This is a genomic window from Lysobacter brunescens (assembly GCF_042677005.1).
GTDB lineage: Bacteria > Pseudomonadota > Gammaproteobacteria > Xanthomonadales > Xanthomonadaceae > Lysobacter_I > Lysobacter_I brunescens.
The window spans coordinates 1,791,749-1,817,422 of record NZ_JBHTIF010000001.1; the positions used below are offsets into that span (position 1 = coordinate 1,791,749).

The 25,674-nt window shown below is 66.7% G+C and carries 20 protein-coding genes and 5 tRNA genes; 23 read left to right on the plus strand and 2 right to left on the minus strand.

Annotation, left to right across the window (positions count from 1 at the left end; all coding sequences use genetic code 11):
• Positions 1 to 44 precede the first annotated feature (44 nt).
• Together prfA and hemA are read right to left on the minus strand one after the other, a co-directional pair.
• Positions 45 to 1,130 carry a peptide chain release factor 1 gene (gene prfA / locus ACFQ0E_RS07755; protein WP_386823107.1) on the minus strand — a complete coding sequence of 362 codons (1,086 nt, stop codon included), beginning with the start codon at positions 1,128 to 1,130 and terminating at the stop codon, positions 45 to 47.
• The gene (gene hemA / locus ACFQ0E_RS07760; protein WP_386823108.1) at positions 1,102 to 2,457 is read right to left on the minus strand and encodes a glutamyl-tRNA reductase; all 1,356 of its coding nucleotides are present in this window, start codon (positions 2,455 to 2,457) and stop codon (positions 1,102 to 1,104) included. The genes prfA and hemA overlap by 29 nt, the downstream gene beginning before the upstream one ends.
• An 84-nt stretch (positions 2,458 to 2,541) precedes the next feature.
• On the opposite strand from hemA, the gene ACFQ0E_RS07765 reads away from it, so the two are divergent.
• From ACFQ0E_RS07765 to rpsG, 23 genes are all read left to right on the plus strand, one after another.
• On the plus strand, positions 2,542 to 4,311 hold the full coding sequence (locus tag ACFQ0E_RS07765) for a hypothetical protein (protein WP_386823109.1): 1,770 nt from the start codon (positions 2,542 to 2,544) through the stop codon (positions 4,309 to 4,311).
• Positions 4,308 to 4,952 (plus strand): lipoprotein insertase outer membrane protein LolB, encoded by a 645-nt coding sequence (gene lolB / locus ACFQ0E_RS07770; RefSeq protein WP_386823110.1) that lies wholly within the window; start codon positions 4,308 to 4,310, stop codon positions 4,950 to 4,952. Before ACFQ0E_RS07765 ends, lolB begins: the two co-directional genes overlap by 4 nt.
• Positions 4,949 to 5,848 carry a 4-(cytidine 5'-diphospho)-2-C-methyl-D-erythritol kinase gene (gene ispE, locus ACFQ0E_RS07775; RefSeq protein ID WP_386823111.1) on the plus strand — a complete coding sequence of 300 codons (900 nt, stop codon included), beginning with the start codon at positions 4,949 to 4,951 and terminating at the stop codon, positions 5,846 to 5,848. Before lolB ends, ispE begins: the two co-directional genes overlap by 4 nt.
• A 57-nt stretch (positions 5,849 to 5,905) precedes the next feature.
• A tRNA-Gln gene (locus ACFQ0E_RS07780) sits at positions 5,906 to 5,981 on the plus strand.
• 70 nt (positions 5,982 to 6,051) lie between these two features.
• Positions 6,052 to 7,011, plus strand: a complete 960-nt coding sequence (locus ACFQ0E_RS07785; protein WP_386823112.1) for a ribose-phosphate diphosphokinase — start codon at positions 6,052 to 6,054, stop codon at positions 7,009 to 7,011.
• An 84-nt stretch (positions 7,012 to 7,095) separates the two neighbouring features.
• A complete protein-coding gene (locus ACFQ0E_RS07790; RefSeq protein ID WP_386823113.1) occupies positions 7,096 to 7,746 on the plus strand; it encodes a 50S ribosomal protein L25/general stress protein Ctc in 651 nt (216 codons plus the stop codon).
• A gap of 57 nt (positions 7,747 to 7,803) precedes the next feature.
• Positions 7,804 to 8,382, plus strand: coding sequence for an aminoacyl-tRNA hydrolase (pth, locus tag ACFQ0E_RS07795; protein ID WP_386823114.1), 579 nt, complete (start codon positions 7,804 to 7,806; stop codon positions 8,380 to 8,382).
• Positions 8,383 to 8,449: 67 nt separating this feature from the next.
• Positions 8,450 to 9,541, plus strand: a complete 1,092-nt coding sequence (gene ychF, locus ACFQ0E_RS07800) for a redox-regulated ATPase YchF (protein WP_386823115.1) — start codon at positions 8,450 to 8,452, stop codon at positions 9,539 to 9,541.
• Between the two features lie 219 nt (positions 9,542 to 9,760).
• Positions 9,761 to 9,846 (plus strand) — tRNA-Tyr (locus ACFQ0E_RS07805).
• Positions 9,847 to 9,899: 53 nt separating this feature from the next.
• Positions 9,900 to 9,973 (plus strand) — tRNA-Gly (locus ACFQ0E_RS07810).
• Positions 9,974 to 10,043: 70 nt separating this feature from the next.
• A tRNA-Thr gene (locus tag ACFQ0E_RS07815) sits at positions 10,044 to 10,119 on the plus strand.
• Positions 10,120 to 10,160: 41 nt separating this feature from the next.
• Positions 10,161 to 11,351 carry an elongation factor Tu gene (gene tuf / locus ACFQ0E_RS07820; protein WP_386823116.1) on the plus strand — a complete coding sequence of 397 codons (1,191 nt, stop codon included), beginning with the start codon at positions 10,161 to 10,163 and terminating at the stop codon, positions 11,349 to 11,351.
• Between the two features lie 133 nt (positions 11,352 to 11,484).
• Positions 11,485 to 11,560: transfer RNA gene (locus ACFQ0E_RS07825), tRNA-Trp, on the plus strand.
• A gap of 81 nt (positions 11,561 to 11,641) precedes the next feature.
• The gene (gene secE, locus ACFQ0E_RS07830; protein ID WP_137851347.1) at positions 11,642 to 12,025 is read left to right on the plus strand and encodes a preprotein translocase subunit SecE; all 384 of its coding nucleotides are present in this window, start codon (positions 11,642 to 11,644) and stop codon (positions 12,023 to 12,025) included.
• 11 nt (positions 12,026 to 12,036) lie between these two features.
• On the plus strand, positions 12,037 to 12,612 hold the full coding sequence (gene nusG / locus ACFQ0E_RS07835; protein ID WP_386823117.1) for a transcription termination/antitermination protein NusG: 576 nt from the start codon (positions 12,037 to 12,039) through the stop codon (positions 12,610 to 12,612).
• Between the two features lie 131 nt (positions 12,613 to 12,743).
• The gene (rplK, locus tag ACFQ0E_RS07840) at positions 12,744 to 13,172 is read left to right on the plus strand and encodes a 50S ribosomal protein L11 (protein ID WP_137851349.1); all 429 of its coding nucleotides are present in this window, start codon (positions 12,744 to 12,746) and stop codon (positions 13,170 to 13,172) included.
• A gap of 4 nt (positions 13,173 to 13,176) precedes the next feature.
• Positions 13,177 to 13,875 carry a 50S ribosomal protein L1 gene (gene rplA, locus ACFQ0E_RS07845; RefSeq protein ID WP_137851350.1) on the plus strand — a complete coding sequence of 233 codons (699 nt, stop codon included), beginning with the start codon at positions 13,177 to 13,179 and terminating at the stop codon, positions 13,873 to 13,875.
• Between the two features lie 505 nt (positions 13,876 to 14,380).
• Positions 14,381 to 14,914 carry a 50S ribosomal protein L10 gene (rplJ, locus tag ACFQ0E_RS07850; protein WP_386823118.1) on the plus strand — a complete coding sequence of 178 codons (534 nt, stop codon included), beginning with the start codon at positions 14,381 to 14,383 and terminating at the stop codon, positions 14,912 to 14,914.
• Between the two features lie 75 nt (positions 14,915 to 14,989).
• Positions 14,990 to 15,358: a 50S ribosomal protein L7/L12 gene (gene rplL, locus ACFQ0E_RS07855; RefSeq protein ID WP_386823119.1), complete on the plus strand. Its 369-nt coding sequence runs from the start codon at positions 14,990 to 14,992 to the stop codon at positions 15,356 to 15,358.
• Positions 15,359 to 15,776: 418 nt separating this feature from the next.
• A complete protein-coding gene (gene rpoB / locus ACFQ0E_RS07860) occupies positions 15,777 to 19,946 on the plus strand; it encodes a DNA-directed RNA polymerase subunit beta (RefSeq protein ID WP_386823120.1) in 4,170 nt (1,389 codons plus the stop codon).
• Positions 19,947 to 20,060: 114 nt separating this feature from the next.
• Positions 20,061 to 24,332: a DNA-directed RNA polymerase subunit beta' gene (rpoC, locus tag ACFQ0E_RS07865; RefSeq protein WP_386823121.1), complete on the plus strand. Its 4,272-nt coding sequence runs from the start codon at positions 20,061 to 20,063 to the stop codon at positions 24,330 to 24,332.
• A 343-nt stretch (positions 24,333 to 24,675) separates the two neighbouring features.
• Positions 24,676 to 25,050 (plus strand): 30S ribosomal protein S12, encoded by a 375-nt coding sequence (gene rpsL / locus ACFQ0E_RS07870; RefSeq protein ID WP_386823122.1) that lies wholly within the window; start codon positions 24,676 to 24,678, stop codon positions 25,048 to 25,050.
• Between the two features lie 94 nt (positions 25,051 to 25,144).
• Complete coding sequence (gene rpsG / locus ACFQ0E_RS07875; RefSeq protein ID WP_137851355.1) at positions 25,145 to 25,612, plus strand: 30S ribosomal protein S7; 468 nt, start codon at positions 25,145 to 25,147, stop codon at positions 25,610 to 25,612.
• The last annotated feature ends 62 nt before the right edge of the window (positions 25,613 to 25,674 follow it).

The window sequence follows — 25,674 nt, forward strand, 5'->3', positions numbered from 1 at the left end:
GGCGTCGCAGTGGCATGGCGCGCCGCTGGGAAGATGCGCGCGCTTCAGCCGCCCTGGGTCAGTCGCGCCAGTTCGTCGGCCTGGTGCTCGCGCGCCAGGCGGTCGATGAGCGCGTCGAGATCGCCTTCGAGCACGTTCGGCAGGTCGTAGAGGGTCAGGCCCTCGACGCGGTGGTCGGTGATGCGGCCCTGCGGGAAGTTGTAGGTGCGGATGCGCTGGCTGCGGTCGCCGCTGCCGACCTGCAGTTTGCGGTCCTGCGCCTGCGCGGCCTCGCGCTTGGCGGTCTCGGATTCGACCAGCATCGCTTTCAGCCGCTTCATCGCCTTGTCGCGATTGGCGTGCTGGCTGCGCTCGGTCTGCGATTCCACGACCACGCCGCTGGGCACGTGGGTGATGCGGATCGCCGATTCGGTCTTGTTGACGTGCTGGCCGCCGGCGCCGCTTGAGCGGAAGGTGTCGACCTTCAGGTCGGCCGGGTTGATCTCGACGTCGATGTCGCCGGTGTCCTCGGCGATGATCGCCACGGTCGCCGCGGAGGTGTGGATGCGGCCCTGCGATTCGGTCTCGGGCACGCGCTGCACGCGGTGCGTGCCCGACTCGAACTTCAGCTTCGAGTACGCGCCATGTCCGTCGACGCGGGCGATGACTTCGCGGAAGCCGCCGTGTTCGCCGGGATTCGCCGATTCCACTTCGATCCGCCAGCCCTGGCGTTCAGCGTAGCGGCTGTACATGCGGAACAGGTCGCCGGCGAAGATCGCGGCCTCGTCGCCGCCGGTGCCGGCGCGGACTTCGAGGTACAGGCCGCCGTCGTCCCGCGCATCCTTCGGCACCAGCTGCGCCATCAGCTCGGCATCGAGTTCAACCAGGCGCGCCTGCGCGGCGGCGATTTCCTCGTCGGCCAGCTCCGCCAGCTCTGGATCGCCACGCATCGCTTCGGCAGCAGCGAGATCCTCGCGCGCCTGGCGCTCGGCGGCGAGGCCGGTGGCGATCGGTTCGAGCTGCGAGAACTCGCGCATCAGGCCGCGATAGCGCGCGGCGTCCTCGACCGTCGACGGATCGGCGAGCAGGCGTTCGATTTCCTCGCGGCGTTCGGCCAGCGCTTCAAGCTTGCGGCGCAGGGTCGGTGTCATCGTCGCGGTCGGGATGGAGTTGTCGGTCGAGCGCTTCGGAGAGCCTCGTGTGCGGGGGCGTGCCGTGCGGGAACATCCGCTCCGCCGCGCGCATCAGGTCGATGTCGCCATTGATCGCGGCTTCGCGCAGCGCGGTGGTCGGCGCATGCAGCAGGCGGTTGGTCAGCGTATGCGCCAGCTGCTGCAGCACTGCAGCGGGATCCTGCCCGGCGGCGAGCATCTGCTGCGCTTTCGCCAGGGTTTCGTCGCGCGCGGCTTCGCCATGCGCGCGCAGCTGCTTGAGCGGGCCGTGGTGGGCGCTGGCGTTCAGCGTCTCCACGAAGCGTGCGACCTGCAGGTCGACGATGGCTTCTGCGGCGTCGGCGGCCTCGCGGCGGCTGCGCCGGTTGTCCTCGATCACCCGCTCCAGATCGTCCACGGTGTACAGGAACACATCGGCCAGCTCGGCCACGTCGGGCGCGATGTCGCGCGGCACGGCGAGGTCGAGCAGCAGCATTGGGCGATGCCGGCGCTGTTTCAGCGCGGCGGCGACCTGCGGCTTGTACAGGATCGGATCGCGCGCGGCGGTCGCGGAGAACACGATGTCGGCTTCCGCCAGGTGGCGCTCCAGCTCGGTCAGCGGCAAGGCGACGCCGCCGTGGCGACTGGCCAGTTCCTGCGCATGGGCGAGGGTGCGGTTGGCGAACAGCAGGCGTTTCGCCTTCGCCTGTACCAGGTGCAGCGCGGTCAGCTCGATCGTCTCGCCGGCGCCGATCAGCAGGATGCTGCTATCCGACGGCCGTGCGAAGGTTTCCTCCGCCATGCGCACCGCCGCCGAGGCCACCGACACCGGGTTGGCGCCGATGCGGGTGTCGGTGCGCGCGCGTTTGGCGGTGACGAAGGCGTGCTGAAAGAGGCGGTCGAGCCGGTTGCCCAGCGTGCCGGCCTCGCGCGCGGCGGCCCAGGCCTGCTTCACCTGGCCGAGGATCTGCGGTTCGCCCAGCACCAGCGAATCCAGTCCGGTGGCCACGCGGAACAGGTGGCGCACCGCGTCGCCGTCGGCGTGGCGGTAGAGGTAATCGTGCAGGGCCAGCGGCGTGCGCGCGCTGCCCGCGCCGTCCTGCGGATGCGCGGCCAGCCAGTCCACGAGCGCGTCGCCGTCGCCGCCGGTGAGGGCGTAGATCTCGGTGCGGTTGCAGGTCGACAGCAGCGCCACTTCCTCCACGCCCGGCAGTCCGCGCAGCGCGGCCAAGATCGCCGGCAGCGTCTGTTCGGAAAACGCCACCCGTTCGCGCAGTGACACCGGCGCGGTCTGGTGGTTGAGTCCGAGGGCGATGAGATGGGACATCCGGGCTGGCATGCGGCCGTGACGAGTGGCGGAGGCGGCTCTGGAGAGTTCGGTTAAGCTGGCGATCCGCATAGTTTACGGCCCATGCCGCCGATGCCCGAAGCCGTTTTCACAATTCGCCGTTTCGCGGCCGTCGCGCTGGGGGCCGCGCTGTCGCTCCTGTCGATCGACGCCAGCGCCGCCGGCGAGGGGCGAACGACGAAGGCGGGGGCGGCGCCGGAATCGGTGGGTCCCGGGCCGCTGCCCGCCGCGCTCGCCGGCGAATACGCGCTCCAGGCAGGCAAGCTCGACGACGCGGCGCGCTGGTATCTCGACGCCGCGCGCGCCGCCGAGGGCGATGCCGTGCTGGCCGAGCGCGCCACCCGCATCGCCCTGCTCGCGCGCAACCAGGCCTTCGCCGACCAGGCCCTGGCGCTATGGCGCCAGCGCGCGGGCCGCAGCCTCGGCATGCGCAACGCCGAGGCCACCCTGGCCCTGCAGCGCAAGGACGAAACCGCCGCGCGCCGCGAACTGCGCAACCTGCTGCTCGGTCGCGGCGAAGGCCTGAAGTCCGAGAAGGACGGCTGGCGTTACGCGCTGCTGGCCATGGACGCCGGGTCCGGCGATCCCGCCCTGATCGGTCGCCTGCTCGCCGCCCTCGTCGACGATATCCCGCAGGAACTGCCGGCCTGGCTGGCCTTCGGCGAGTTCGCCCAGCAGGTGCAGCGCCAGGACATCGCCGCGAAGATCATCGGCCGCGTCCTGCAGTACTACCCGAACGAACCGGGCGTGTCGCTGCTGCACGCCAACCAGCTGCGGCGCTCCGGCAAGGAGGCGCAGGCGCGCAAGATCCTCGACCGCATGAGCGCTGCGGCCATCCTGCTGCCGGATGTCGCCTACGGCCTGGCCCGCGAATACGGCGCCATGGGCGACTACGCCGCCGCCGCCGCGGTGCTGGCGCGCGGGCCGCAGAACGACAACACCTACATCCTGCGCGCGTCCTACCTCGCCCAGGCCGACGACAAGGCCGGCGTCGCAGCGGTCTACGAGGAGCTCAAGCGCGAATCCGCTTCGCCGAACCCCGCGCGACGCCTGCTGCTGGGGCAGGTCGCGGAATTCATCGAGCGCCAGGACGACGCGCTGGACTGGTATGCCAGCGTGCCCGGCGGCCCGCAGCGCTGGCAGGCGCGCCTGCGCACGGCGCCGGTGCTGCACAAGCTCGGCCGCGTCGACGAGGCCCATGCGCACATCCGCGCCATCCAGGCCGACGCCACAGCCAGCGACGAGACCCGGCGCGACGCCTATCTGCTCCAGGCCGACCTGTACAAGAACGACAACCGCCCCGACGACGAACTGGCCACCCTCGATCGCGGCCTCGCCGCGTTTCCCGACGAGTCCCAGCTGCTCTACGCCCGCGCCCTGATGTGGGAGCGCCGCGACGACATCCCGCGCGCCGAGGCCGACCTGCGCCGCATCCTCGCCCTCGATGCCGACGACGTGAATGCCCTGAACGCGCTGGGCTACACGCTCGCCGACCGCACCGACCGCTACCAGGAAGCGCTGGAGCTGATCGCTCGCGCCTATGCGGCCGAGCCCGACAACGCCGCGATCATCGACAGCTACGGCTGGGTGCTGTATCGCCTGGGCCGCACCGAGGAGGCGCTGGTCGAGCTGCTGCGCGCCTTCACCAAGCAGAAGGACGCCGAGATCGCCGCGCATGTCGCCGAGGTGCTGTGGGTCCTCGGCCGCAAGGACGAGGCGGTGAACTATTTCGTCGAAGCCCGCCGGATCGACCCCGAGAGCCGATCGCTCAAGCGCGCCCTCGACAAGACCGGCGCCGTGCTGCCGCCGCTCCCCGACAAGGCGGGCGCATGACGGCGCGGACCTGGTTCGCCGCCGCAGCGTTGGTCGTCCTGCTGGCCGGCTGCGGCGCCGCCGCGCCCGTGCGCGCACCCGTGCCCGCGCTGGCCGGCGACGCGCTCGATGCCCGCCTGCGCGAGCGCGACGCCTGGATCGCGCGGACGGAGACCTGGGGCTTTGCCGGCAAGGCCGGGATCAGCCGGGCCGGGAAGGGCGGCAGCGGCCGGATCGAATGGGACCAGCGCACCGGCGGCGCCTACGAGGTCGCACTGAGCGCACCGATCACCCGGCAGAGCTGGCGCCTCAGCGGCGACCTCGCCACCGGCGCGGCGCGGATCGACGGCCTGTCCGGCGGCGCCCGCGAGGGCCGCGATGCCGAGGCCCTGCTCGAATCCGCCACTGGCTGGCGCGTGCCGCTGCACCTGCTCGGCGCCTGGGTGCGTGGCGCGGTCGCGTCCGGCGTCCCCGCGCCGGCCATCGATTACGACGCCGAGGGCCGTCCGGTGCGCTTCGAGCAGGCCGGCTGGACCGTGCGCTACCTGGAATGGCGGCCCGGCCCGCCCGGCGCGCCGGACCTGCCGGTGCGCATCGATGCCGAATCCGGCGACGCCCGGGTGCGGCTGGTCATCGACGACTGGATCTTCGCAAGCCCATGAACGACTTCGACGCCGCCGATGGTTGGAGCGCCTGGCCGGCACCGGCCAAGCTCAACCTGTTCCTGCGGATCACCGGGCGTCGCCAGAACGGCTACCACGAGCTGCAGACGGTGTTCCGCCTCCTCGACTGGGGCGATACCGTTTACCTGCGGCTGCGCGACGACGCTCAGGTCCGGCGCGTCGGCATCACCATCCCCGGCATCGACGAGGACGACGATCTGGTCGTTCGAGCGGCCCGACGTCTGCAGTCAGCTGCCAACGTCGTGCAAGGTGTCGATATCTCCGTCGAAAAGCGCATTCCGACCGGCGGCGGCATGGGCGGTGGTTCCAGTGATGCCGCGACCGTGCTGCGCGCGCTGGACCTGCTCTGGGGCTGTGGCCTGGGCGAGGACGCTTTAGCCACGCTGGGCCTGAAGCTCGGCGCGGATGTCCCGGTCTTCGTTCGTGGGCACAATGCCTGGGCGGAAGGCCTGGGCGAACGTCTGACCTCGGTTGACCTGCCACCGGCCTGGTACCTGATCGTGGCCCCCGGGGTGCATGCCTCCACGGTCGCCCTGTTCCAGGCGCCTGATTTGACGAGGAATGCCGCGCCCGCGACAATATCGGACTTCGTTTCGGATCCGTTCCTGCAGGGGCAGGCGCTCGGCAATGCGTTCGAGCCCGTCCTCCGCCGCCGCGAGCCCGCCGTGGATGCCGTCTTCGACGTGCTCCGCGCCGTCGGCACGCCGCGGCTGACCGGTTCCGGCAGCGTCTGTTTCGTCGAGTTCGCCGAGCGCGGGCCCGCCGAGGCCGCGCTGCAGCGACTGCCGCGGGGCTTCGATGCCCGGGTCGTCGCGGGAGCCCGGCGCTCGCCGCTGCTGGATGCGCTCGAAACGAAGGCAGGACATCGGGAATAGGAACGCGCGTCGTCCCGGCAGGGCACGACCTTCGGTCCGGTCCCGGCTTCCGTCTCCAGGGGCGTCGCCAAGTGGTTAAGGCACCGGGTTTTGATCCCGGCATTCGTAGGTTCGAATCCTTCCGCCCCTGCCAATTTCCACCGGGATCCGCATGTCGGGTCCCGGTGCCATTCCCGCCACGGTCAGAGCGAGCGGACACCGCCATGCAGGACGATCGCCAGTTGTTGATTTTCTCGGGCAACGCCAACCGCCCGTTGGCCGATGCCATCTGCCGCCAGCTCGGCGTGCGTCCCGGCAAGGCCCTCGTCAGCCACTTCTCCGATGGTGAAGTGCAGGTCGAGATCGAGGAGAACGTGCGTCGCCAGGAAGTGTTCGTGGTCCAGTCCACGAATGCACCGAGCGCCGAGAACCTGATGGAGCTGCTGGTCATCACCGATGCGCTCAAGCGCGCCTCGGTCGCCAGCGTCACCGCGGTGGTGCCGTACTTCGGCTACGCCCGCCAGGATCGTCGCCCGCGCTCCTCGCGCGTGCCGATCACCGCCAAGGTCGTCGCCAAGATGTTCGCCGCCGCCGGCGTCGACAGCGTCCTCACGGTCGACCTGCACGCCGACCAGATCCAGGGTTTCTTCGACATCCCGGTCGACAACGTCTATTCCTCGCCGCTGCTGCTCGCCGACATCTGGCGCAGCTACGGCACCGACAACCTCATCGTGGTCTCGCCTGACGTGGGTGGCGTGGTCCGCGCCCGCGCCATCGCCAAGCGCCTCGACGACGCCGAACTGGCGATCATCGACAAGCGCCGTCCGCGCGCCAACGTCGCCACGGTGATGAACATCATCGGCGACGTGTCCGGCAAGACCTGCGTGCTGGTCGACGACATCGTCGACACCGCCGGCACCCTCTGCGCCGCCGCCGCCGCGCTGAAGGCGCAGGGCGCCCAGCGCGTGATCGCCTACTGCACGCACCCGGTGCTGTCCGGCCCGGCGATCGACAACCTGAACAAGTCGCAGCTCGACGAGCTGGTGGTGACCGACACCATCGCCCTGTCGGACGCCGCCCGCGCCTGCGGCCGCGTCCGCCAGCTCAGCGTCGCCGAACTGCTCGCCGAAACCATCCGGCGGGTGGCCTTCGGCGAATCGGTCAGCTCGCTCTACGTCGACTGACCCCGCAATCCCGGCTCCCCTGGTCGCGGGGGAGTCGCATCGCCGCCGCGAGGCGGCTCATTCCAAGCAAAAGTGAGCAAGACAATGTCCGAACACAACATCTCGGCGACCAGCCGCAAGGATGAGGGGAAAGGTGCGAGCCGCCGCCTGCGTCATGCCGGCCTGATCCCCGCCGTCATCTACGGTGGCGAAGCCGCCCCGCAGAGCATCCAGCTCGAACACGAGAAGACCTGGCTGGCCAGCCAGCACGAGTGGTTCTACTCGTCGATCCTCGACCTGAACGTCGACGGCAAGGTCCAGAAGGTCCTGCTGCGCGACCTCCAGCGCCATCCGTTCAAGCAGATCCTCATGCACATCGACTTCCAGCGCGTCGATGAGAACAAGGCTCTCCGCACCGCCGTGCCGCTGCACTTCGTCAACGAAGACAAGTCGCCCGCCGGCAAGTCGGCCGAAGTCGTCGTCACCCACGAGCTGAACGAAGTCGTGGTCGAGTGCCTGCCGAAGGACCTGCCGGAGTTCATCGAGATCGACCTGTCCGACCTCGCCGTCGGCGCGATCGTCCACCTGTCCGACCTCAAGCTGCCGGCCGGCGTGTCGATCCCGGAACTGAAGCTGGGCAAGGAACACGACCTCGCCGTCGTGATCGCCAAGCACGGCAAGGAAGAGGCCGAAGCGGCCGCTCCGGCCGCAGCCGAAGTGCCGGCGTCCAAGGTCACCAAGAAGGACCAGAAGTAATCGCCCGGCGACGGCGCGCCCCCGGGCGTTCCGCCGCCGCGATCTTCGCGACTTCCGATGGCAGGCCTGCGCCTCATCGTCGGGCTCGGCAACCCCGGCCCCGAACACGCCCGAACCCGGCACAACGCCGGGTTCTGGTTTGTGGACGCCCTCGCGCAGCAGTGCGGGGCGCGTTTCGGCCTGGAGAGCAAGCTGTTCGGCGAGACCGCCAAGGTCGAGATCGCCGGTCAGTCGGTCTGGCTGCTCAAGCCGACCACGTTCATGAACCTCAGCGGCAAGTCGATCACCGCCGCGCTGCGCTACTGGAAGATCGAGCCGGAGGAGATGCTGGTCGCCCACGACGAGCTGGACCTGCCGCCCGGCGTCGCCCGCTTCAAGTTCGACGGCGGCCATGGTGGCCAGAACGGCCTGCGCGACACCATCAAGCTGCTCGGCCACGGCAAGTTCCACCGGCTGCGCGTCGCGATCGGCCATCCCGGCCACAAGGACAAGGTCACCCCGTGGGTGCTGGGTCGCCCGGGCAAGGACGACGAAGCCCTGATCCTGCGCGCGATCGACGATGCGCTGTCCGCGCTGCCGCTGGCGGTGCAGGGTAACTTCATGGATGCGATGACGAAGCTGCATACCCCCAAGTGAGTCCAGACGTCGGCGGCCCGGCACCTGCCTGGCCGCCGACGTCTGCATTCCGGACCGGACACATACCATGGGCATCAAATGCGGCATCGTCGGCCTGCCGAACGTCGGCAAGTCGACCCTGTTCAACGCGCTGACCAAGGCGGGCATCGCCGCGGCCAACTTCCCGTTCTGCACGATCGAGCCGAACGTCGGCGTCGTGCCCGTGCCGGACCCGCGCCTCAACGCGCTGGCCGAGATCGTGAAGCCGCAGAAGTGCATCCCGACCGCGGTCGAGTTCGTCGACATCGCCGGCCTGGTCGCCGGTGCGGCCAGCGGCGAGGGCCTCGGCAACAAGTTCCTCGCCCACATCCGCGAGGTCGACGCGATCACCCACGTCGTCCGCTGCTTCGAGAATCCCGACGTCATCCACGTCAACAACAAGGTCGACCCGATCGCCGACATCGAGACGATCGACACCGAGCTGGCCCTGGCCGACCTGGAGTCCGTCGACAAGGCACTGCAGCGCGCAGAGCGCTCGGCCAAGACCGGCGACAAGGACGCCAAGGCCCGCGCCGAGATCCTCGGCCGCATCCGTGTCGGCCTCGACGACGGCAAGCCGGCCCGCTCGCTCGGCCTGTCCGATGACGACAAGCTGGCGGTGCGCGACCTGTTCCTGCTGACCCTCAAGCCGGTCATGTACGTCGCCAACGTCCTGGAGGACGGCTTCGAGAGCAACCCGCACCTCGACGCCGTCCGCGCCCGCGCGGCGGGCGAGGGCGCCGAGGTGGTGCCGGTCTCGGCGGCCATCGAGGAAGAGCTGAGCCAGCTCGACGACGCCGACCGCGACACCTTCCTGGCCGACCTCGGCCTGGACGAGCCGGGCCTGAACCGGGTCATCCGCGCGGCCTACAAGCTGCTCGGCCTGCAGACCTACTTCACCGCCGGCGTGAAGGAAGTCCGCGCCTGGACGGTCCGCGCCGGATCCACGGCGCCGCAGGCGGCGGCGGTGATCCACACCGATTTCGAGAAGGGCTTCATCCGCGCCGAAACCATCGCCTACGACGACTACATCAAGTACCGCGGCGAAGCCGGCGCCCGCGATGCCGGTCGCCTGCGCCTGGAAGGCAAGGAATACCGGGTCCAGGAAGGCGACGTGCTGCACTTCCGCTTCAACGTCTGATCCCGCAGCGGCGCGGGGCGTTGCCTGCGATGGCGGGTGTTCCCCCGCGCGGCTTTGACGTATCATTTGCGGCCCCGTGATCGCGGGCCGCCGGTCAGGCGGCACGCCCGGCCCGGAATGGATGCGGCAGCGACATTTTTCCGTTGACATCCGTCCGATCCCCGGTCAGAATTTCGGGCTGTTTTCACCGTGTTGCGTTTTACCGGACGTTGTTCAGCCGGAGGGATACCCAAGCGGCCAACGGGGGCAGACTGTAAATCTGCTGGCTTACGCCTTCGGTGGTTCGAATCCACCTCCCTCCACCATCTCCAAGGCGTTCGTCGCCGGGATGCGCTGAAGAAAGTCCGTTCCGCAAGATGCGGGAGTAGTTCAATGGTAGAACCTCAGCCTTCCAAGCTGATGGTGCGGGTTCGATTCCCGTCTCCCGCTCCAATGCGGCGCCATGGAACCTCCGCTTGCGGAACTCGATCCGGATCGACCAAATCCGGATGACCACATCGCTGCTCACGTAGCTCAGTCGGTAGAGCACCTCCTTGGTAAGGAGGAGGTCGAAGGTTCGATTCCTTTCGTGAGCACCACCCCATCGTTTCAACCCAGTTGAGTTCAAAGAGAAGCAATCATGGCCAAGGGTAAGTTCGAGCGCACCAAGCCGCACGTGAACGTGGGCACGATCGGTCACGTTGACCACGGCAAGACGACGCTGACGGCGGCGCTGACGAAGATCGGCGCGGAGCGTTTCGGCGGCGAGTTCAAGGCGTACGACGCGATCGACGCGGCGCCGGAAGAGAAGGCCCGCGGCATCACGATTTCGACGGCGCACGTGGAATACGAAAGCCCGACGCGCCACTACGCGCACGTGGACTGCCCGGGTCACGCCGACTACGTGAAGAACATGATCACCGGTGCCGCCCAGATGGACGGCGCGATCCTGGTGTGCTCGGCCGCTGACGGCCCGATGCCGCAGACCCGCGAGCACATCCTGCTGTCGCGTCAGGTCGGCGTGCCGTACATCGTCGTGTTCCTGAACAAGGCTGACATGGTGGACGACGCCGAGCTGCTCGAACTGGTCGAGATGGAAGTGCGCGAGCTGCTGAGCAAGTACGACTTCCCGGGCGACGACACCCCGATCATCCACGGCTCGGCCCGTCTGGCGCTGGAAGGCGACCAGAGCGAGATCGGTGTGCCGGCGATCATCAAGCTGGTTGAGGCGCTGGACACCTGGATTCCGGAGCCGCAGCGCGACATCGACAAGACCTTCCTGATGCCGGTGGAAGACGTGTTCTCGATCTCGGGTCGCGGCACCGTCGTGACCGGCCGTATCGAGCGCGGCATCATCAAGGTCGGTGACGAAATCGAAATCGTCGGCATCCGCCCGACGCAGAAGACGACGGTCACAGGCGTTGAAATGTTCCGCAAGCTGCTGGACCAGGGTCAGGCGGGCGACAACGCCGGTCTGCTGCTGCGCGGCACGAAGCGTGACGACGTGGAGCGCGGCCAGGTGCTGTGCAAGCCGGGTTCGATCGCGCCGCACACGGACTTCGAAGCCGAAGTGTACGTGCTGTCGAAGGACGAAGGCGGCCGTCACACCCCGTTCTTCAAGGGCTACCGTCCGCAGTTCTACTTCCGCACGACGGACATCACGGGCGCCTGCCAGCTGCCGGAAGGCACGGAGATGGTGATGCCGGGCGACAACGTGAAGATGACGGTGCAGCTGATCAACCCGGTGGCGATGGACGAAGGCCTGCGTTTCGCGATCCGCGAAGGCGGCCGTACGGTCGGCGCCGGCGTCGTTGCCAAGATCATCAAGTGATGAATTGACCTCCGCTGGCGGAACTTCATCCTTCGGCGGATGGTCACAACTTGAGGTCAGGCGACAGGCGAGTCGGAGACGGCTCGCCGTCGCTGTCTCAGGGCAGCGGTCAGGCAAGTAATCAAACCAATACACGCCAGTAGCTCAATTGGCAGAGCAGCGGTCTCCAAAACCGCAGGTTGGGGGTTCGAGTCCCTCCTGGCGTGCCACTCTCGAGCGGATCGCGCCGCGACCACTCCGGCCGTTCCGGCCGATTTGCCGGCGGCGACCCGCGAAGCAGGCACACAGACTTGAATAGCAGAGTCGAACAACCCAATGCCGGCGGTTCCGCAGGCGACCTGGTGAAGTACGCGCTGGCGCTGCTGCTCGTGGCTGCCGGCCTTTTCGCTTTCTACTGGTTCAATGGCCAGTGGCCGACCGTGGCCCGCGTGCTGTCGGTGATCGCCGGCCTGGTGGCAGGTGGTGCCGTGTTCATGACCACTGCGAAGGGCGTGCAGACCCGCGAATTCCTCGGCGAGTCGCGCTTCGAGCTGCGCAAGGTCGTGTGGCCGACGCGCCAGGAAGCCACCAAGACCACGTGGGTCGTCATCGTGGCCGTGATCCTCATGAGCCTGATGCTGGCCGGCTTCGACGTGGTAATCCAGTGGGGCGTGAAAGCCCTGCTCGGAACTTGATGGAGATCCAAGTGAGCAATTCCGAAGTCCAGAAACGCTGGTACGTCGTCCACGCCTACTCCGGCTTCGAGAAGTCGGTGGCCCAGGCGCTGCGCGACCGCATCGCCCGCACCGGCATGGAGGACAGGTTCGGCGAAGTGCTCGTGCCGACCGAAGAAGTGATCGAGATGCGCTCCGGCCAGAAGCGCCGTTCCGAGCGCAAGTTCTTCCCGGGCTATGTCCTGGTGCAGATCGCGACTCATGACGAAGCCGGCATCCCGCGCATGGACAACGAAAGCTGGCATCTCGTGAAGGAGACGCCGAAGGTAATGGGCTTCATCGGTGGTACCGCCGACCGCCCGCTGCCGATCCGCGATTCAGAAGCCGATGCGATCCTGCAGCGCGTGCAGGAAGGCGTCGAGAAGCCCAAGCCGAAGGTGCTGTTCGAACCGGGCCAGATGGTGCGCGTCACCGATGGTCCGTTCAACGACTTCAACGGCGTGGTCGAGGAAGTGAATTACGAAAAGAGCCGCCTGCGCGTGTCTGTGCTGATCTTCGGCCGCGCGACGCCGGTGGAGCTGGAATTCGGTCAGGTCGAAAAGGCCTGACCCAAGCGGGAAGACCGCTGACGGGAGAGGTCGCGCAAGCGGCCTCTCCTTTCCGCGTCTTCCAGGTTCAACCCACGGAGGAGCCCCGCAGTCGCGAGACGTGCAGGCGATAAGACTCCAGGAGACTCTCAATGGCTAAGAAAGTAGTTGGTTACATCAAGCTGCAGGTGAAGGCCGGTCAGGCCAACCCCTCGCCGCCGGTCGGTCCCGCACTCGGTCAGCGCGGCCTGAACATCATGGAGTTCTGCAAAGCGTTCAACGCCGCGACCTCCAAGCTGGAACCGGGTCTGCCGACGCCGGTCATCATCACCGCCTATTCCGACCGTACCTTCACCTTCGTCACCAAGTCGACCCCGGCTTCGGTGCTGCTGAAGAAGGCCGCCGGCATCCAGTCGGGCTCGAAGCGTCCGAACACCGAGAAGGTGGGCAAGGTCACGCGCAAGCAGCTCGAAGACATCGCCAAGGCGAAGGAAGCGGACCTGACGGCCGCCGATCTCGATGCGGCCGTTCGCACCATCGCGGGCTCCGCCCGTTCGATGGGCCTCGTGGTGGAGGGCTGATCCCATGGCGATGAACAAGCGACAGAAAGCGATCCTCAATGCCGTCGAGCCGGGCAAGGCCTATGCGTTCGACGACGCGATCAAGATCATCAAGACCGCGACCAAGGCCAAGTTCGTCGAGTCCGTCGACGTGGCCGTGCGTCTCGGCGTGGATGCCAAGAAGTCCGACCAGCAGGTCCGCGGTTCGACCGTGCTCCCCGCCGGCACCGGCAAGACCGTCCGCGTGGCGGTGTTCGTGCCCGCGGGTGCCAAGGCCGATGAAGCCCTGGCTGCCGGTGCCGACATCGTCGGCATGGACGATCTCGCCGAGAAGATGCTCGGCGGCGACCTGAACTACGACGTGGTCATCGCCACGCCGGACGCGATGCGCGTCGTCGGCAAGCTCGGCCAGGTCCTCGGTCCGCGCGGCCTGATGCCGAACCCCAAGGTCGGCACCGTGTCGCCGAACCCGGCCGAAGCCGTGAAGAACGCCAAGGGCGGCCAGGTCCGTTACCGCACCGACAAGGGCGGCATCATCCACTGCACCATCGGCAAGGCCGACTTCCAGGATGCCGACCTGAAGGGCAACCTCGAGGCGCTGCTGCTCGACCTGATCAAGGCCAAGCCGGCGACTGCCAAGGGCACGTACCTGCAGAAGATCTCGATCAGCTCGACGATGGGCCCGGGCGTCACCGTCGACCAGGCGTCGCTGCAGCTCAAGTGACGCAATGGCGCGTTCGCGCATCGCGCGAACGCCTTTGCCATGGCGTCACCCCGGCGTAGGCCGGGGTCCAGTCGCCAGTGCAGTGCCACCTGTGCTGACGGTAGGAAGCAAAACCAAGAGCTGGGTCCCGGCCTTCGCCGGGATGACAGTTCAAAGGCGTCGGGCCTGTGCCCGGCATCGTGCAAGAAATTTTGAGGGCATCGCCGAGGAGTCCGCTCCGGAGCGATCGCCGTCAAAGACCGCAGGTGCGGTCAGCGCGCGACGCGCACGGGCAGGGAAGCGCTCGTCAAGGCATGGAATCGTGCCGTCGCAAGCGGGATCGCTTAATCGCACTCGAAAGGGTCGACCTGCGCAGATGGTGCCGCCCCCTCTGGATGTTTCGATTTCGAAATCTCTGTGAAGGGCCGCCACCGGGACGCATCCCGCGTCCCCGGCGTTCAGGAGGAATGCCGTCCGGGACCGTTAGCGGCAGGAGCCGCGAGCGGAGTTCACAAGAGGAGTGCACATGGCTCTGAATCTCACCCAGAAGCAAGACGTAGTGGCCGAAGTGGCGGAAATCGCCGCGAAGGCCCACTCCTTGATCGCTGCCGAATACGCAGGCACCACGGTCTCCCAGATGACCGCGATGCGCAAGAAGGCCCGCGAAAACGGCGTGTACTTGAAAGTCGTCAAGAACACGCTCGCCGCGCGCGCCGTGGCGGGAACCGAATACGAGGTTGTCCAGGACAAGCTCGTCGGCCCGCTGCTCTATGCGTTCTCGCTCGAGGAGCCCGGCGCCGCCGGTCGACTGATCAAGGAATTCGCGAAAGGCAACGACAAGCTGCAGCCGAAGGTGGTCGCCGTCGGCGGCCAGTCCTACCCGGCCAGCCACGTCGAAGTGCTGGCCTCGCTGCCGACCCGCGATCAGGCACTGGCCATGCTGGCCCGCGTCCTGGCCGAGCCGGCCACGATGTTTGCCCGCGCGATCAAGGCCGTGGCCGACAAGCAGGGTGGCGACGTCGCCGCCGAAGCCCCTGCCGAGGCCGCCGCCGAAGCCTGAGTCCTACGTCACCGATGACTGCGGGGCGCATGCCGCGTAGTCCACACACAATCGAATCCAGAAGGTAAACACACAATGTCCCTTACCAACGAACAGATCGTCGAAGCCGTTGCCGGCAAGACCCTGATGGAAGTGATGGAGCTGGTCAAGGCCATCGAAGAGAAGTTCGGCGTCACCGCCGCCGCTCCGGTCATGATGGCCGGCCCGGCCGCCGTTGCCGAAGTGAAGGAAGAGCAGACCGAATTCAACGTCATCCTGAAGGATGCCGGCGCGAAGAAGGTCGACGTCATCAAGGCTGTCCGCGCCATCACCGGCCTCGGCCTGAAGGAAGCCAAGGACCTCACCGAGGCCGGCGGCGTCCTGAAGGAAGCCGTGTCGAAGGAAGACGCCGAGAAGTTCAAGAAGGAACTCGAAGCCGCCGGCGCGTCCGTCGAGCTCAAGTAATCTTCTTGACGTCATCCCGGACAGCGCGCGACAGCGTGCTGATCCGGGATCCAGCGTCTTTCCTGAAGAAGGACGCTGGGTCCTCGCGGAAGCGGGGGCGACAGCACCAAGGCTGGGGGCGGAAGCCCCCGGCCTTCGGTCGTTCTGACGGGGCGTGCGTTCTTCGTGCCCCGGGTTCTACGGAAGCACGTTCCATCGCAACACGCGACATCGCAAGACGTTCTACCGAAACACGTTCCACCGAAGCAAGTCGACAGTCGGAAGTAGCGGGAGAGGGCGTGCTGGTGCCGGCAATACCAGCGACTTCCCACTGTCGATTCATCCGGGCCCGGGCGCCACGCGCCTGCCCGACTGGCGACGCCGCGCACCTGCGCCGCGCCGGACACAACGCAATCCAAGCTGAGAGGCCTAATCTCCCATGACCACAGCTCATTCGACGAACTATTCGTTCACCGAGAAGAAGCGCATCCGCAAGAACTTCGGCAAGCGCCGCTCGATTCTCGAAGTGCCGTTCCTGCTCGCGATCCAGGTGGATTCGTACCGCGAATTCCTCCAGGCCGACGCCGAGCCGAACCGCCGTGACGATCGCGGCCTGCACGCCGCTCTGAAATCCGTCTTCCCGATCACCAGCTACAACGGCTATGCCGCGCTGGAATACGTCGGCTACAAGCTCGGCGAGCCTGTGTTCGACGAGCGCGAGTGCCGCAACCGTGGCCTGAGCTACGGCGCGCCCTTGCGCGTGACCGTGCGCCTGGTGATCTACGACAAGGAATCGTCGAGCAAGGCCGTGAAGTACGTAAAGGAGCAGGAGGTCTACATGGGCGAGATCCCGCTCATGACCGACAACGGCACCTTTATCGTCAACGGCACCGAGCGCGTCATCGTCTCCCAGCTGCACCGTTCGCCGGGCGTGTTCTTCGACCACGATCGCGGCAAGACGCACAGCTCGGGCAAGCTGCTGTACAGCGCCCGCATCATTCCCTACCGCGGCTCCTGGCTCGACTTCGAATTCGACCCCAAGGATGCGGTGTTCACCCGTATCGACCGCCGCCGCAAGCTGCCGGTCACCATCCTGCTGCGCGCGCTCGGTTACTCGAACGAGGAAATCCTGCAGCAGTTCTTCGAGGTCAACACCTTCCACATCCTGCAGGAAGGCGTGCAGCTCGAACTGGTGCCGGAGCGCCTCAAGGGCGAGACGCTGGACTTCAACCTCGCCGACGGCGACCGCGTCATCGTCGAGGCCGGCAAGCGCATCACCCCGCGCCACATCCGCCAGCTGGAACAGTCGGGCATCTCCGCCCTGGCCGTGCCGGACAGCTACCTCGTGGGCCGCATCCTGTCCCATGACGTGATCGATCCGAACACCGGCGAACTGATCGCCAGCGCGAATGACGAGATCGGCGACGACCACCTCGCCAAGTTCCGCAAGTTCAGCATCGAAAGCGTCGGCACCCTGTGGGTGAACGACCTCGATCGCGGTCCGTACATCTCGAACACGCTGCGCATCGATCCGACCAAGACCCAGCTCGAAGCGCTGGTCGAGATCTATCGCATGATGCGTCCGGGCGAGCCGCCGACCAAGGACGCCGCGCAGAACCTGTTCCACAACCTGTTCTTCACCTTCGAACGCTACGACCTGTCGGGCGTGGGCCGGATGAAGTTCAACCGCCGCATCGGCCGCAAGGAAGTCGAAGGCAGCCCCGTGCTGTACGACTACAAGTACTTCGCCGATCGCAAGGACGAAGAGTCCGTCCGCCTGCGCGAGGCCTGCGGTCCGGAGATGTCGGACATCCTCGACGTCATCCGCGTGCTGTGCCAGATCCGCAACGAAGGCACCGGCGTCGACGACATCGACCACCTGGGCAACCGTCGCGTGCGTTCGGTCGGCGAAATGGCCGAGAACGTGTTCCGCGTCGGCCTGGTCCGCGTCGAGCGCGCCGTGAAGGAACGCCTGACGATGGCCGAGTCCGAAGGCCTGACGCCGCAGGAACTCATCAACGCCAAGCCGGTGGCCGCCGCGATCAAGGAATTCTTCGGTTCCTCGCAGCTGTCGCAGTTCATGGACCAGAACAACCCGCTGTCGGAAGTGACGCACAAGCGTCGCGTCTCGGCGCTGGGTCCGGGCGGCCTGACCCGCGAACGCGCCGGCTTCGAAGTGCGCGACGTGCATCCGACCCACTACGGTCGCGTCTGCACCATCGAAACGCCTGAAGGCCCGAACATCGGCCTGATCAACTCGCTCGCGGTGTTCGCCCGCACCAACCGCTACGGCTTCCTCGAAACGCCGTACCGCAAGGTGATCGACGGCCGCGTGACCGATGAGATCGAATACCTGTCGGCGATCGAAGAGAACGAGTACGTCATCGCCCAGGCGAACGCGCAGCGCGACGACAAGGGCCTGATCACCGCCCAGTTCGTGGCCTGCCGCTTCCAGGGCGAGTCGATGCTGCGTCCGCCGAGCGAAATCCACTTCATGGACGTGTCGCCGATGCAGACCGTGTCGGTCGCGGCCGCGCTCGTGCCGTTCCTCGAGCATGACGACGCGAACCGCGCGCTGATGGGCGCGAACATGCAGCGCCAGGCCGTGCCGACGCTGCGTTCGCAGAAGCCGCTGGTCGGCACCGGCATCGAGCGCGCCGTGGCGCGCGACTCGGGCGTGACCGTGAACGCCCGTCGCGGCGGCGTGGTCGAGCAGATCGACGCCGGCCGCATCGTGGTCAAGGTCAACGAAGTCGAAATCACCGATGCCACCGATGCCGGCGTCGACATCTACACGCTGATCAAGTACACCCGCTCGAACCAGAACACCTGCATCAACCAGCGTCCGCTGGTGAACGTGGGCGATCGCATCGAGCGCGGCGACGTGCTGGCGGACGGTCCCTCGACCGACATCGGCGAGCTGGCGCTGGGCCAGAACATGCTGGTCGCGTTCATGCCGTGGAACGGCTACAACTTCGAAGACTCGATCCTGCTGTCCGAGCGCGTGGTGAAGGAAGACCGCTACACCACCATCCACATCGAAGAACTGGCCTGCGTCGCGCGCGACACCAAGCTGGGTCCGGAAGAAATCACCGCCGACATCCCGAACGTCTCCGAACAGGCGTTGTCGCGTCTGGACGAGTCCGGCGTGGTGTACATCGGCGCCGAAGTGCGCGCCGGCGACATCCTGGTCGGCAAGGTCACGCCCAAGGGCGAAAGCCAGCTCACCCCGGAAGAGAAGCTGCTGCGCGCGATTTTCGGCGAGAAGGCTTCGGACGTGAAGGACAGCTCGCTGCGCGTGCCGCCGGGCATGGACGGCACCGTCATCGACGTGCAGGTCTTCACCCGCGACGGCATCGAGAAGGACAAGCGCGCCCGCCAGATCGAGGAAGAGGAAATCCGTCGGGTCAAGAAGGACTTCGACGACCAGTTCCGCATCCTGGAATCGGCGATCTATGCCCGTCTGCGCGCGCAGATCGTCGGCAAGGTCGTCAACGGCGGCGCCGGCCTCAAGAAGGGCGACACCGTCACCGACGCCATCCTCGACGGCCTGAAGAAGTCCGACTGGTTCACCATCCGCATGAAGGACGACGTCGACGCCGATGCGATCGAACGCGCCCAGAAGCAGATCGACGCGCACCAGAAGGAATTCGAGCGCCGCTTCGCCGACAAGCGCGGCAAGATCACCCAGGGCGACGATCTCGCTCCGGGCGTGCTCAAAATGGTGAAGGTGTTCCTTGCGGTGAAGCGCCGCATCCAGCCGGGCGACAAGATGGCCGGCCGCCACGGCAACAAGGGCGTGGTGTCGAACATCGTGCCGGTCGAGGACATGCCGTACATGGCCTCGGGCGAGACCGTGGACATCGTGCTGAACCCGCTGGGCGTGCCGTCGCGAATGAACATCGGCCAGATCCTGGAAGTGCACCTGGGCTGGGCCGCGAAGGGCCTGGGCCAGAAGATCCAGCGCATGCTGGACGCACAGGCCAAGCTCGCCGACCTGCGCAAGTTCCTCGACGACATCTACAACCACGACACCGTGGCCCACGGCCAGCGCGTCGACCTCGCGCAGTTCAGCGATGCCGAACTGCTGCGCCTGGCGCACAACCTGTGCGATGGCGTGCCGATGGCGACCCCGGTATTCGACGGCGCGGCGGAAGAAGAGATCAAGCGCATGCTCGAACTCGCCGACCTCCCGCAGAGCGGCCAGACGCAGCTGTTCGACGGCCGCACCGGCGAAGCGTTCGATCGCAGGACCACGGTCGGCTACATGCACATGCTGAAGCTGAACCACCTGGTCGACGACAAGATGCACGCCCGTTCGACCGGCCCGTACTCGCTCGTCACCCAGCAGCCGCTGGGCGGCAAGGCGCAGTTCGGCGGCCAGCGCTTCGGTGAAATGGAAGTCTGGGCGCTGGAAGCCTACGGCGCGGCCTACACCCTGCAGGAAATGCTGACGGTGAAGTCCGACGACGTGCAGGGCCGCAACCAGATGTACAAGAACATCGTCGACGGCGAATACGAAATGGTTGCGGGCATGCCGGAATCCTTCAACGTGTTGGTGAAGGAAATCCGCTCGCTGGCCATCAACATGGAGCTGGAAGAGCACTGAGTCCGGGAAACCGGCGTGGCGCGGGCGAACTGATCCCGAGGATCGTCGCCCGCCGCTTCACCGGAATCCGCCCCCAACGCTCAGTCACCTCTTCCAGATTCCCGGAGAAATCACATGAAAGATTTGCTCAACCTCTTCAACCAGCAGCGCCAGACCCTCGACTTCGACGCGATCAAGATCGCGCTCGCGTCGCCGGACATGATCCGCAGCTGGTCCTTCGGCGAAGTGAAGAAGCCGGAGACCATCAACTACCGTACCTTCAAGCCGGAACGCGACGGCCTGTTCTGCGCCGCCATCTTCGGCCCGATCAAGGACTACGAGTGCCTGTGCGGCAAGTACAAGCGCATGAAGCACCGCGGCGTGGTCTGCGAGAAGTGCGGCACCGAAGTGACCCTGGCCCGCGTCCGCCGCGAGCGCATGGGCCACATCGACCTGGCCTCGCCTGTCGCCCACATCTGGTTCCTCAAGTCGCTGCCGTCGCGCATCGGCCTGATGCTGGACATGACCCTGCGCGACATCGAGCGCATCCTGTATTTCGAGGCGTTTGTGGTGACCGAGCCGGGCCTGACCCCGCTCGAGCGCGGCATGCTGCTGACCGAAGAGCAGTTCATGCAGGCGCGCCAGGAGCACGGCGACGACTTCGAGGCCGCGATGGGCGCCGAAGCCGTTTACGACCTGCTGCGCACGATCGATCTGCAGTCGGAAATGGTGACCCTGCGCGAGGAAATCGCCAGCACCGGTTCGGAAACCAAGCTCAAGCGCCTCACCAAGCGCATCAAGCTGGTCGAAGCCTTCCTCGAATCCGGCAACCGTCCGGAGTGGATGGTCATGACCGTGCTGCCGGTGCTGCCGCCGGACCTGCGTCCGCTGGTCCCGCTGGACGGTGGCCGCTTCGCGACCTCCGACCTGAATGACCTGTACCGCCGCGTCATCAACCGCAACAACCGCCTCAAGCGCCTGCTCGAGCTCAACGCGCCCGACATCATCGTGCGCAACGAGAAGCGCATGCTGCAGGAATCGGTCGACGCGCTGATGGACAACGGCCGTCGCGGCCGCGCCATCACCGGCACCAACAAGCGCCCGCTCAAGTCGCTGGCCGACATGATCAAGGGCAAGCAGGGCCGCTTCCGCCAGAACCTGCTCGGCAAGCGCGTCGACTACTCGGGCCGTTCGGTCATCGTGGTCGGTCCGACCCTGCGCCTGCACGAGTGCGGCCTGCCTAAGAAGATGGCGCTGGAACTGTTCAAGCCCTTCATCTTCGCCAAGCTGCAGCGTCGCGGCCTCGCCACCACCATCAAGGCGGCGAAGAAGCTGGTCGAGCGCGAAGAGCCGATCGTGTGGGACATCCTCGAAGAGGTGATCCGCGAGCATCCGGTGCTGCTGAACCGCGCCCCGACCCTGCACCGACTCGGCATCCAGGCGTTCGAGCCGGTGCTGATCGAAGGCAAGGCGATCCAGCTGCACCCGCTGGTCTGCACCGCGTTCAACGCCGACTTCGACGGTGACCAGATGGCCGTCCACGTGCCGCTGTCGCTGGAAGCCCAGCTCGAAGCGCGCGCGCTGATGATGTCGTCGAACAACATCCTCTCGCCGGCGAACGGCGAGCCGATCATCGTGCCGTCGCAGGACGTCGTGCTCGGCCTGTACTACATGACCCGCGCCCTGGAGAACAAGGCGGGCGAGGGCATGGCGTTCGCGAACATCGCCGAAGTCAAGCGCGCCTACGACAACCGCGTCGTCGAGCTGCACGCGAAGGTCAAGGTCCGCATCACCGAGACCGTGATCAGCGAAGACCCGGATACCGGCAAGCGCCTGCGCGAGCAGAAGACCGCGATCGTCGACACCACCGTCGGCCGCGCCCTGCTTCAGGAGATCCTGCCGGTCGGCCTGCCGTTCGCGCTGGTCAACACCGAGCTGACCAAGAAGAACATCAGCCGGCTGATCAACAGCAGCTACCGCCAGCTGGGCCTGAAGGACACGGTCGTGTTCGCCGACAAGCTGATGTACACCGGCTTCGCCTATGCGACCCGTTCCGGCGTGTCGGTCGGCATCGACGACATGACCATCCCGGCGGCCAAGAAGACCATCCTGGGCGAAGCCGAGGCCGAAGTGCTGGAAATCCAGCAGCAGTACCAGTCGGGTCTCGTGACCGCCGGCGAGCGCTACAACAAGGTGGTCGACATCTGGTCGCGCACCAACGAACGCGTCGCGAAGGCGATGATGGACACCATCGGTACCGAGAAGGTGCAGAACGCGAAGGGCGAGACCATCGACCAGAAGTCGATGAACTCGATCTACATCATGGCCGACTCGGGTGCGCGTGGTTCGCAGGCCCAGATCCGCCAGCTCGCCGGTATGCGTGGCCTGATGGCCAAGCCGGACGGCTCGATCATCGAAACGCCGATCACCGCGAACTTCCGCGAAGGCCTGAACGTTCTCCAGTACTTCATCTCGACCCACGGCGCCCGTAAGGGCCTCGCGGATACCGCGCTGAAGACCGCGAACTCCGGTTACCTGACCCGCCGACTCGTCGACGTGGCCCAGGACGTGGTGATCACCGAAGTCGACTGCGGCACGCACGAAGGCCTGATCATGACCCCGATCGTCGAAGGCGGCGACGTGGTCGAACCGCTGCGCGAGCGCGTGCTCGGCCGCATCGTGGCCGAAGACGTGTTCCTGCCGGGCAACGACGAGGATCCGTTCGTCACCCGCAACACCCTGCTCGACGAAGCCTGGGTGCAGAAGCTCGAAGACGCCGGCGTGCAGACCATCAAGGTCCGCTCGACCATCACCTGCGCCTCGTCGTTCGGCGTCTGCTCGCTGTGCTACGGCCGCGACCTGGCCCGTGGTCACACCGTCAACATCGGCGAAGCGGTCGGCGTCATCGCCGCGCAGTCGATCGGCGAGCCCGGCACCCAGCTGACCATGCGTACCTTCCACATCGGCGGTACGTTCTCCGGTGCGGCGTCGATCGACAACGTGACCGTGAAGACGAATGGCTCGGTCAAGTTCAACAACCTCAAGCACGTCAGCCACGCCGCAGGCCATCTGGTCGCGGTGTCGCGCTCGGGCGCCATCTCGGTGCTCGACGCCCACGGCCGCGAGCGCGAGCGTTACAAGGTCCCCTACGGCGCCACCATCCAGGTCAAGGACGGTGGTGAAGTGAAGGCCGGCCAGACCGTCGCCAACTGGGATCCGCACAGCCATCCGATCATGTCGGAAGTCGCCGGCTTCATCCGCTTCATCGACTTCGTCGATGGCGTGACGGTCGTCGAGAAGACCGACGAACTGACCGGCCTGGCCTCGCGCGAGATCACCGATCCCAAGCGTCGCGGCACCCAGGCCAAGGACCTGCGTCCGCTGGTGCGCATCGTCGACGCGAACGGCAAGGACCTCACCATCCCCGGGACCGACCTGCCGGCGCAGTACATGCTGCCGCCGCGCTCGATCGTCAACCTGCAGGACGGCGCGCCGGTGGGCGTGGGCGACGTGGTCGCCAAGATCCCGCAGGCCGCCTCGAAGACCCGCGACATCACCGGTGGTCTGCCGCGCGTGGCCGACCTGTTCGAAGCGCGCAAGCCGAAGGATCCCGCGATCCTGGCCGAGCGTTCGGGCATCATCAGCTTCGGCAAGGACACCAAGGGCAAGCAGCGCCTGATCATCAAGGACACCGATGGTTCGGAGCACGAAGAGCTGATCCCGAAGTACCGCCAGATCATCGTGTTCGAAGGTGAGCACGTGCAGAAGGGCGAAACCATCGTCGACGGCGAGCCCAGCCCGCAGGACATCCTGCGCCTGCTCGGCGTCGAGCCGCTGGCCTCGTACCTGACCAAGGAAATCCAGGACGTCTACCGTCTGCAGGGCGTGAAGATCAACGACAAGCACATCGAGGTGATCGTTCGCCAGATGCTGCGCAAGATCGAGATCACCGACCAGGGCGACAGCAAGTTCCTCAACGGCGAGCAGGTCGAACGCCAGCGCTTCATCGAGGAAAACGTCCGTCTGGCCGGCAAGAACGAGATCGTGGCGAAGGGCGACCCGGTGCTGCTCGGCATCACCAAGGCCTCGCTCGCCACAGAATCGTTCATCTCGGCGGCGTCGTTCCAGGAAACCACTCGCGTCCTTACCGAGGCAGCGGTGCGCGGTACCCGCGACACCCTGCGCGGCCTGAAGGAGAACGTGATCGTGGGTCGCCTGATCCCGGCGGGTACCGGCCTGGCCTACCACAGCCAGCGCCGCAAGCGCGCCTCGGGCCTGACCGACTCCGAGATGGAAGCCCTGTCGGCGCCTGCCGTCGTGGCCGAAGCCCCGGTGGCGATCGAGGCTCCCGTCCAGGCCCCGGTCAACCCGGTCCCGGACATGATCGAAGGCGACTCGGCCGAGTAAGGCCGGACCGCCGGTCGTCGGCCGGGGCTTCGGTCCAGGCCGCCCGACTGGCAAAGACGCGCGGAGTGGAGTAAGCTTCGCGCCTCTTTTGGCGGCCTCGGCTGCCCAGATCACGAAATGAGGCTACAGGATGTGCCTCGTATTCGGTCCAGGAGGACGGGAAAGTCCGGAGAAGCCGCCTGTTCGCAGGTGATTTCCCGGGACCGCGACGGCTCACCAAGCCGGGGCGGGCAAAGAATGCGTGTCGGCAGATCGGGGCTTCCCGGTCTGCCGGCGTTTTTTGTCGTCGCGTCGTCCTTGCGGGCGGTGCGGCCCTTCGAACCAACCAGCAGACAACCTACTGATGGCAACGATCAACCAGCTCGTGCGCAAGCCGCGCAGCCCCGAAGTCTACAAGAGCACCTCGCCGGCGCTCGCCAATTGCCCGCAGCGTCGCGGCGTGTGCACCCGCGTGTACACCACGACCCCGAAGAAGCCGAACTCGGCCCTTCGCAAGGTCGCCAAGGTCCGCCTGACCAACGGCTACGAAGTCATTTCGTACATCGGCGGCGAAGGCCACAACCTGCAGGAGCACTCGGTGGTCCTGATCCGCGGCGGTCGTGTGAAGGACCTCCCGGGCGTGCGTTACCACACCGTGCGCGGCTCGCTCGACGCCGCCGGTGTCGCCAAGCGTCGCCAGGGTCGTTCGAAGTACGGCGCCAAGCGTCCGAAGAAGTAATCGACACCCGTCAGCATTGCGTGGGGTGGGTCCCTGGCCCACCACTCCGAAATAACGGCGGGCCCGGGGCCCGCCCTACACACCGGTAATCAACATGTCCCGCAAAGGCAATACTCCGCAGCGTTCCGTCCTGCCCGACCCGAAGCACGGGAGCGAAACCATCGCCCGCTTCATCAACATGGTCATGCAGAGCGGCAAGAAGTCCATCGCCGAAAAGATCGTCTACGGCGCGATGGACGTGATCAACGAGAAGAACGGCAATTCGCTGGAACTGGTCGAAAAGGCGCTCGGCAACGTCGCCCCGGCCGTCGAAGTGAAGTCGCGCCGCGTCGGCGGCGCCACCTACCAGGTGCCGGTCGAAGTGCGCGCCTCGCGCCGCATGGCCCTGGCGATGCGCTGGCTGATCGACTCGGCCCGCAAGCGCGGCGAGAACTCGATGCCGCGCAAGCTGGCCGCCGAGCTGATCGACGCCTCGGAAAACCGCGGCGGCGCGATCAAGAAGCGCGAAGAAACCCACCGCATGGCCGAGGCCAACAAGGCCTTCGCGCACTACCGCTGGTAATCCGGCGGCGCTAGCGTTCCCTTCCGGGAACGCCGAAGCGGATGCGGCGGCCTTCCCGCCGC

Bases quoted from the DNA above. Each gene is read 5' to 3' on its own strand.
- ACFQ0E_RS07785 (WP_386823112.1), top strand. From the start codon at position 6,052: ATGCAGGACGATCGCCAGTTGTTGATTTTCTCGGGCAACGCCAACCGC.
- rpoB (WP_386823120.1), top strand. From the start codon at position 15,777: ATGACCACAGCTCATTCGACGAACTATTCGTTCACCGAGAAGAAGCGC.
- rplA (WP_137851350.1), top strand. From the start codon at position 13,177: ATGGCGATGAACAAGCGACAGAAAGCGATCCTCAATGCCGTCGAGCCG.
- rplK (WP_137851349.1), top strand. From the start codon at position 12,744: ATGGCTAAGAAAGTAGTTGGTTACATCAAGCTGCAGGTGAAGGCCGGT.
- ychF (WP_386823115.1), top strand. From the start codon at position 8,450: ATGGGCATCAAATGCGGCATCGTCGGCCTGCCGAACGTCGGCAAGTCG.
- rplL (WP_386823119.1), top strand. From the start codon at position 14,990: ATGTCCCTTACCAACGAACAGATCGTCGAAGCCGTTGCCGGCAAGACC.
- lolB (WP_386823110.1), top strand. From the start codon at position 4,308: ATGACGGCGCGGACCTGGTTCGCCGCCGCAGCGTTGGTCGTCCTGCTG.
- rpoC (WP_386823121.1), top strand. From the start codon at position 20,061: ATGAAAGATTTGCTCAACCTCTTCAACCAGCAGCGCCAGACCCTCGAC.
- rpsG (WP_137851355.1), top strand. From the start codon at position 25,145: ATGTCCCGCAAAGGCAATACTCCGCAGCGTTCCGTCCTGCCCGACCCG.
- hemA (WP_386823108.1), bottom strand. From the start codon at position 2,457: ATGTCCCATCTCATCGCCCTCGGACTCAACCACCAGACCGCGCCGGTG.
- tuf (WP_386823116.1), top strand. From the start codon at position 10,161: ATGGCCAAGGGTAAGTTCGAGCGCACCAAGCCGCACGTGAACGTGGGC.
- pth (WP_386823114.1), top strand. From the start codon at position 7,804: ATGGCAGGCCTGCGCCTCATCGTCGGGCTCGGCAACCCCGGCCCCGAA.
- ispE (WP_386823111.1), top strand. From the start codon at position 4,949: ATGAACGACTTCGACGCCGCCGATGGTTGGAGCGCCTGGCCGGCACCG.
- ACFQ0E_RS07765 (WP_386823109.1), top strand. From the start codon at position 2,542: ATGCCGCCGATGCCCGAAGCCGTTTTCACAATTCGCCGTTTCGCGGCC.
- rpsL (WP_386823122.1), top strand. From the start codon at position 24,676: ATGGCAACGATCAACCAGCTCGTGCGCAAGCCGCGCAGCCCCGAAGTC.
- prfA (WP_386823107.1), bottom strand. From the start codon at position 1,130: ATGACACCGACCCTGCGCCGCAAGCTTGAAGCGCTGGCCGAACGCCGC.
- ACFQ0E_RS07790 (WP_386823113.1), top strand. From the start codon at position 7,096: ATGTCCGAACACAACATCTCGGCGACCAGCCGCAAGGATGAGGGGAAA.
- rplJ (WP_386823118.1), top strand. From the start codon at position 14,381: ATGGCTCTGAATCTCACCCAGAAGCAAGACGTAGTGGCCGAAGTGGCG.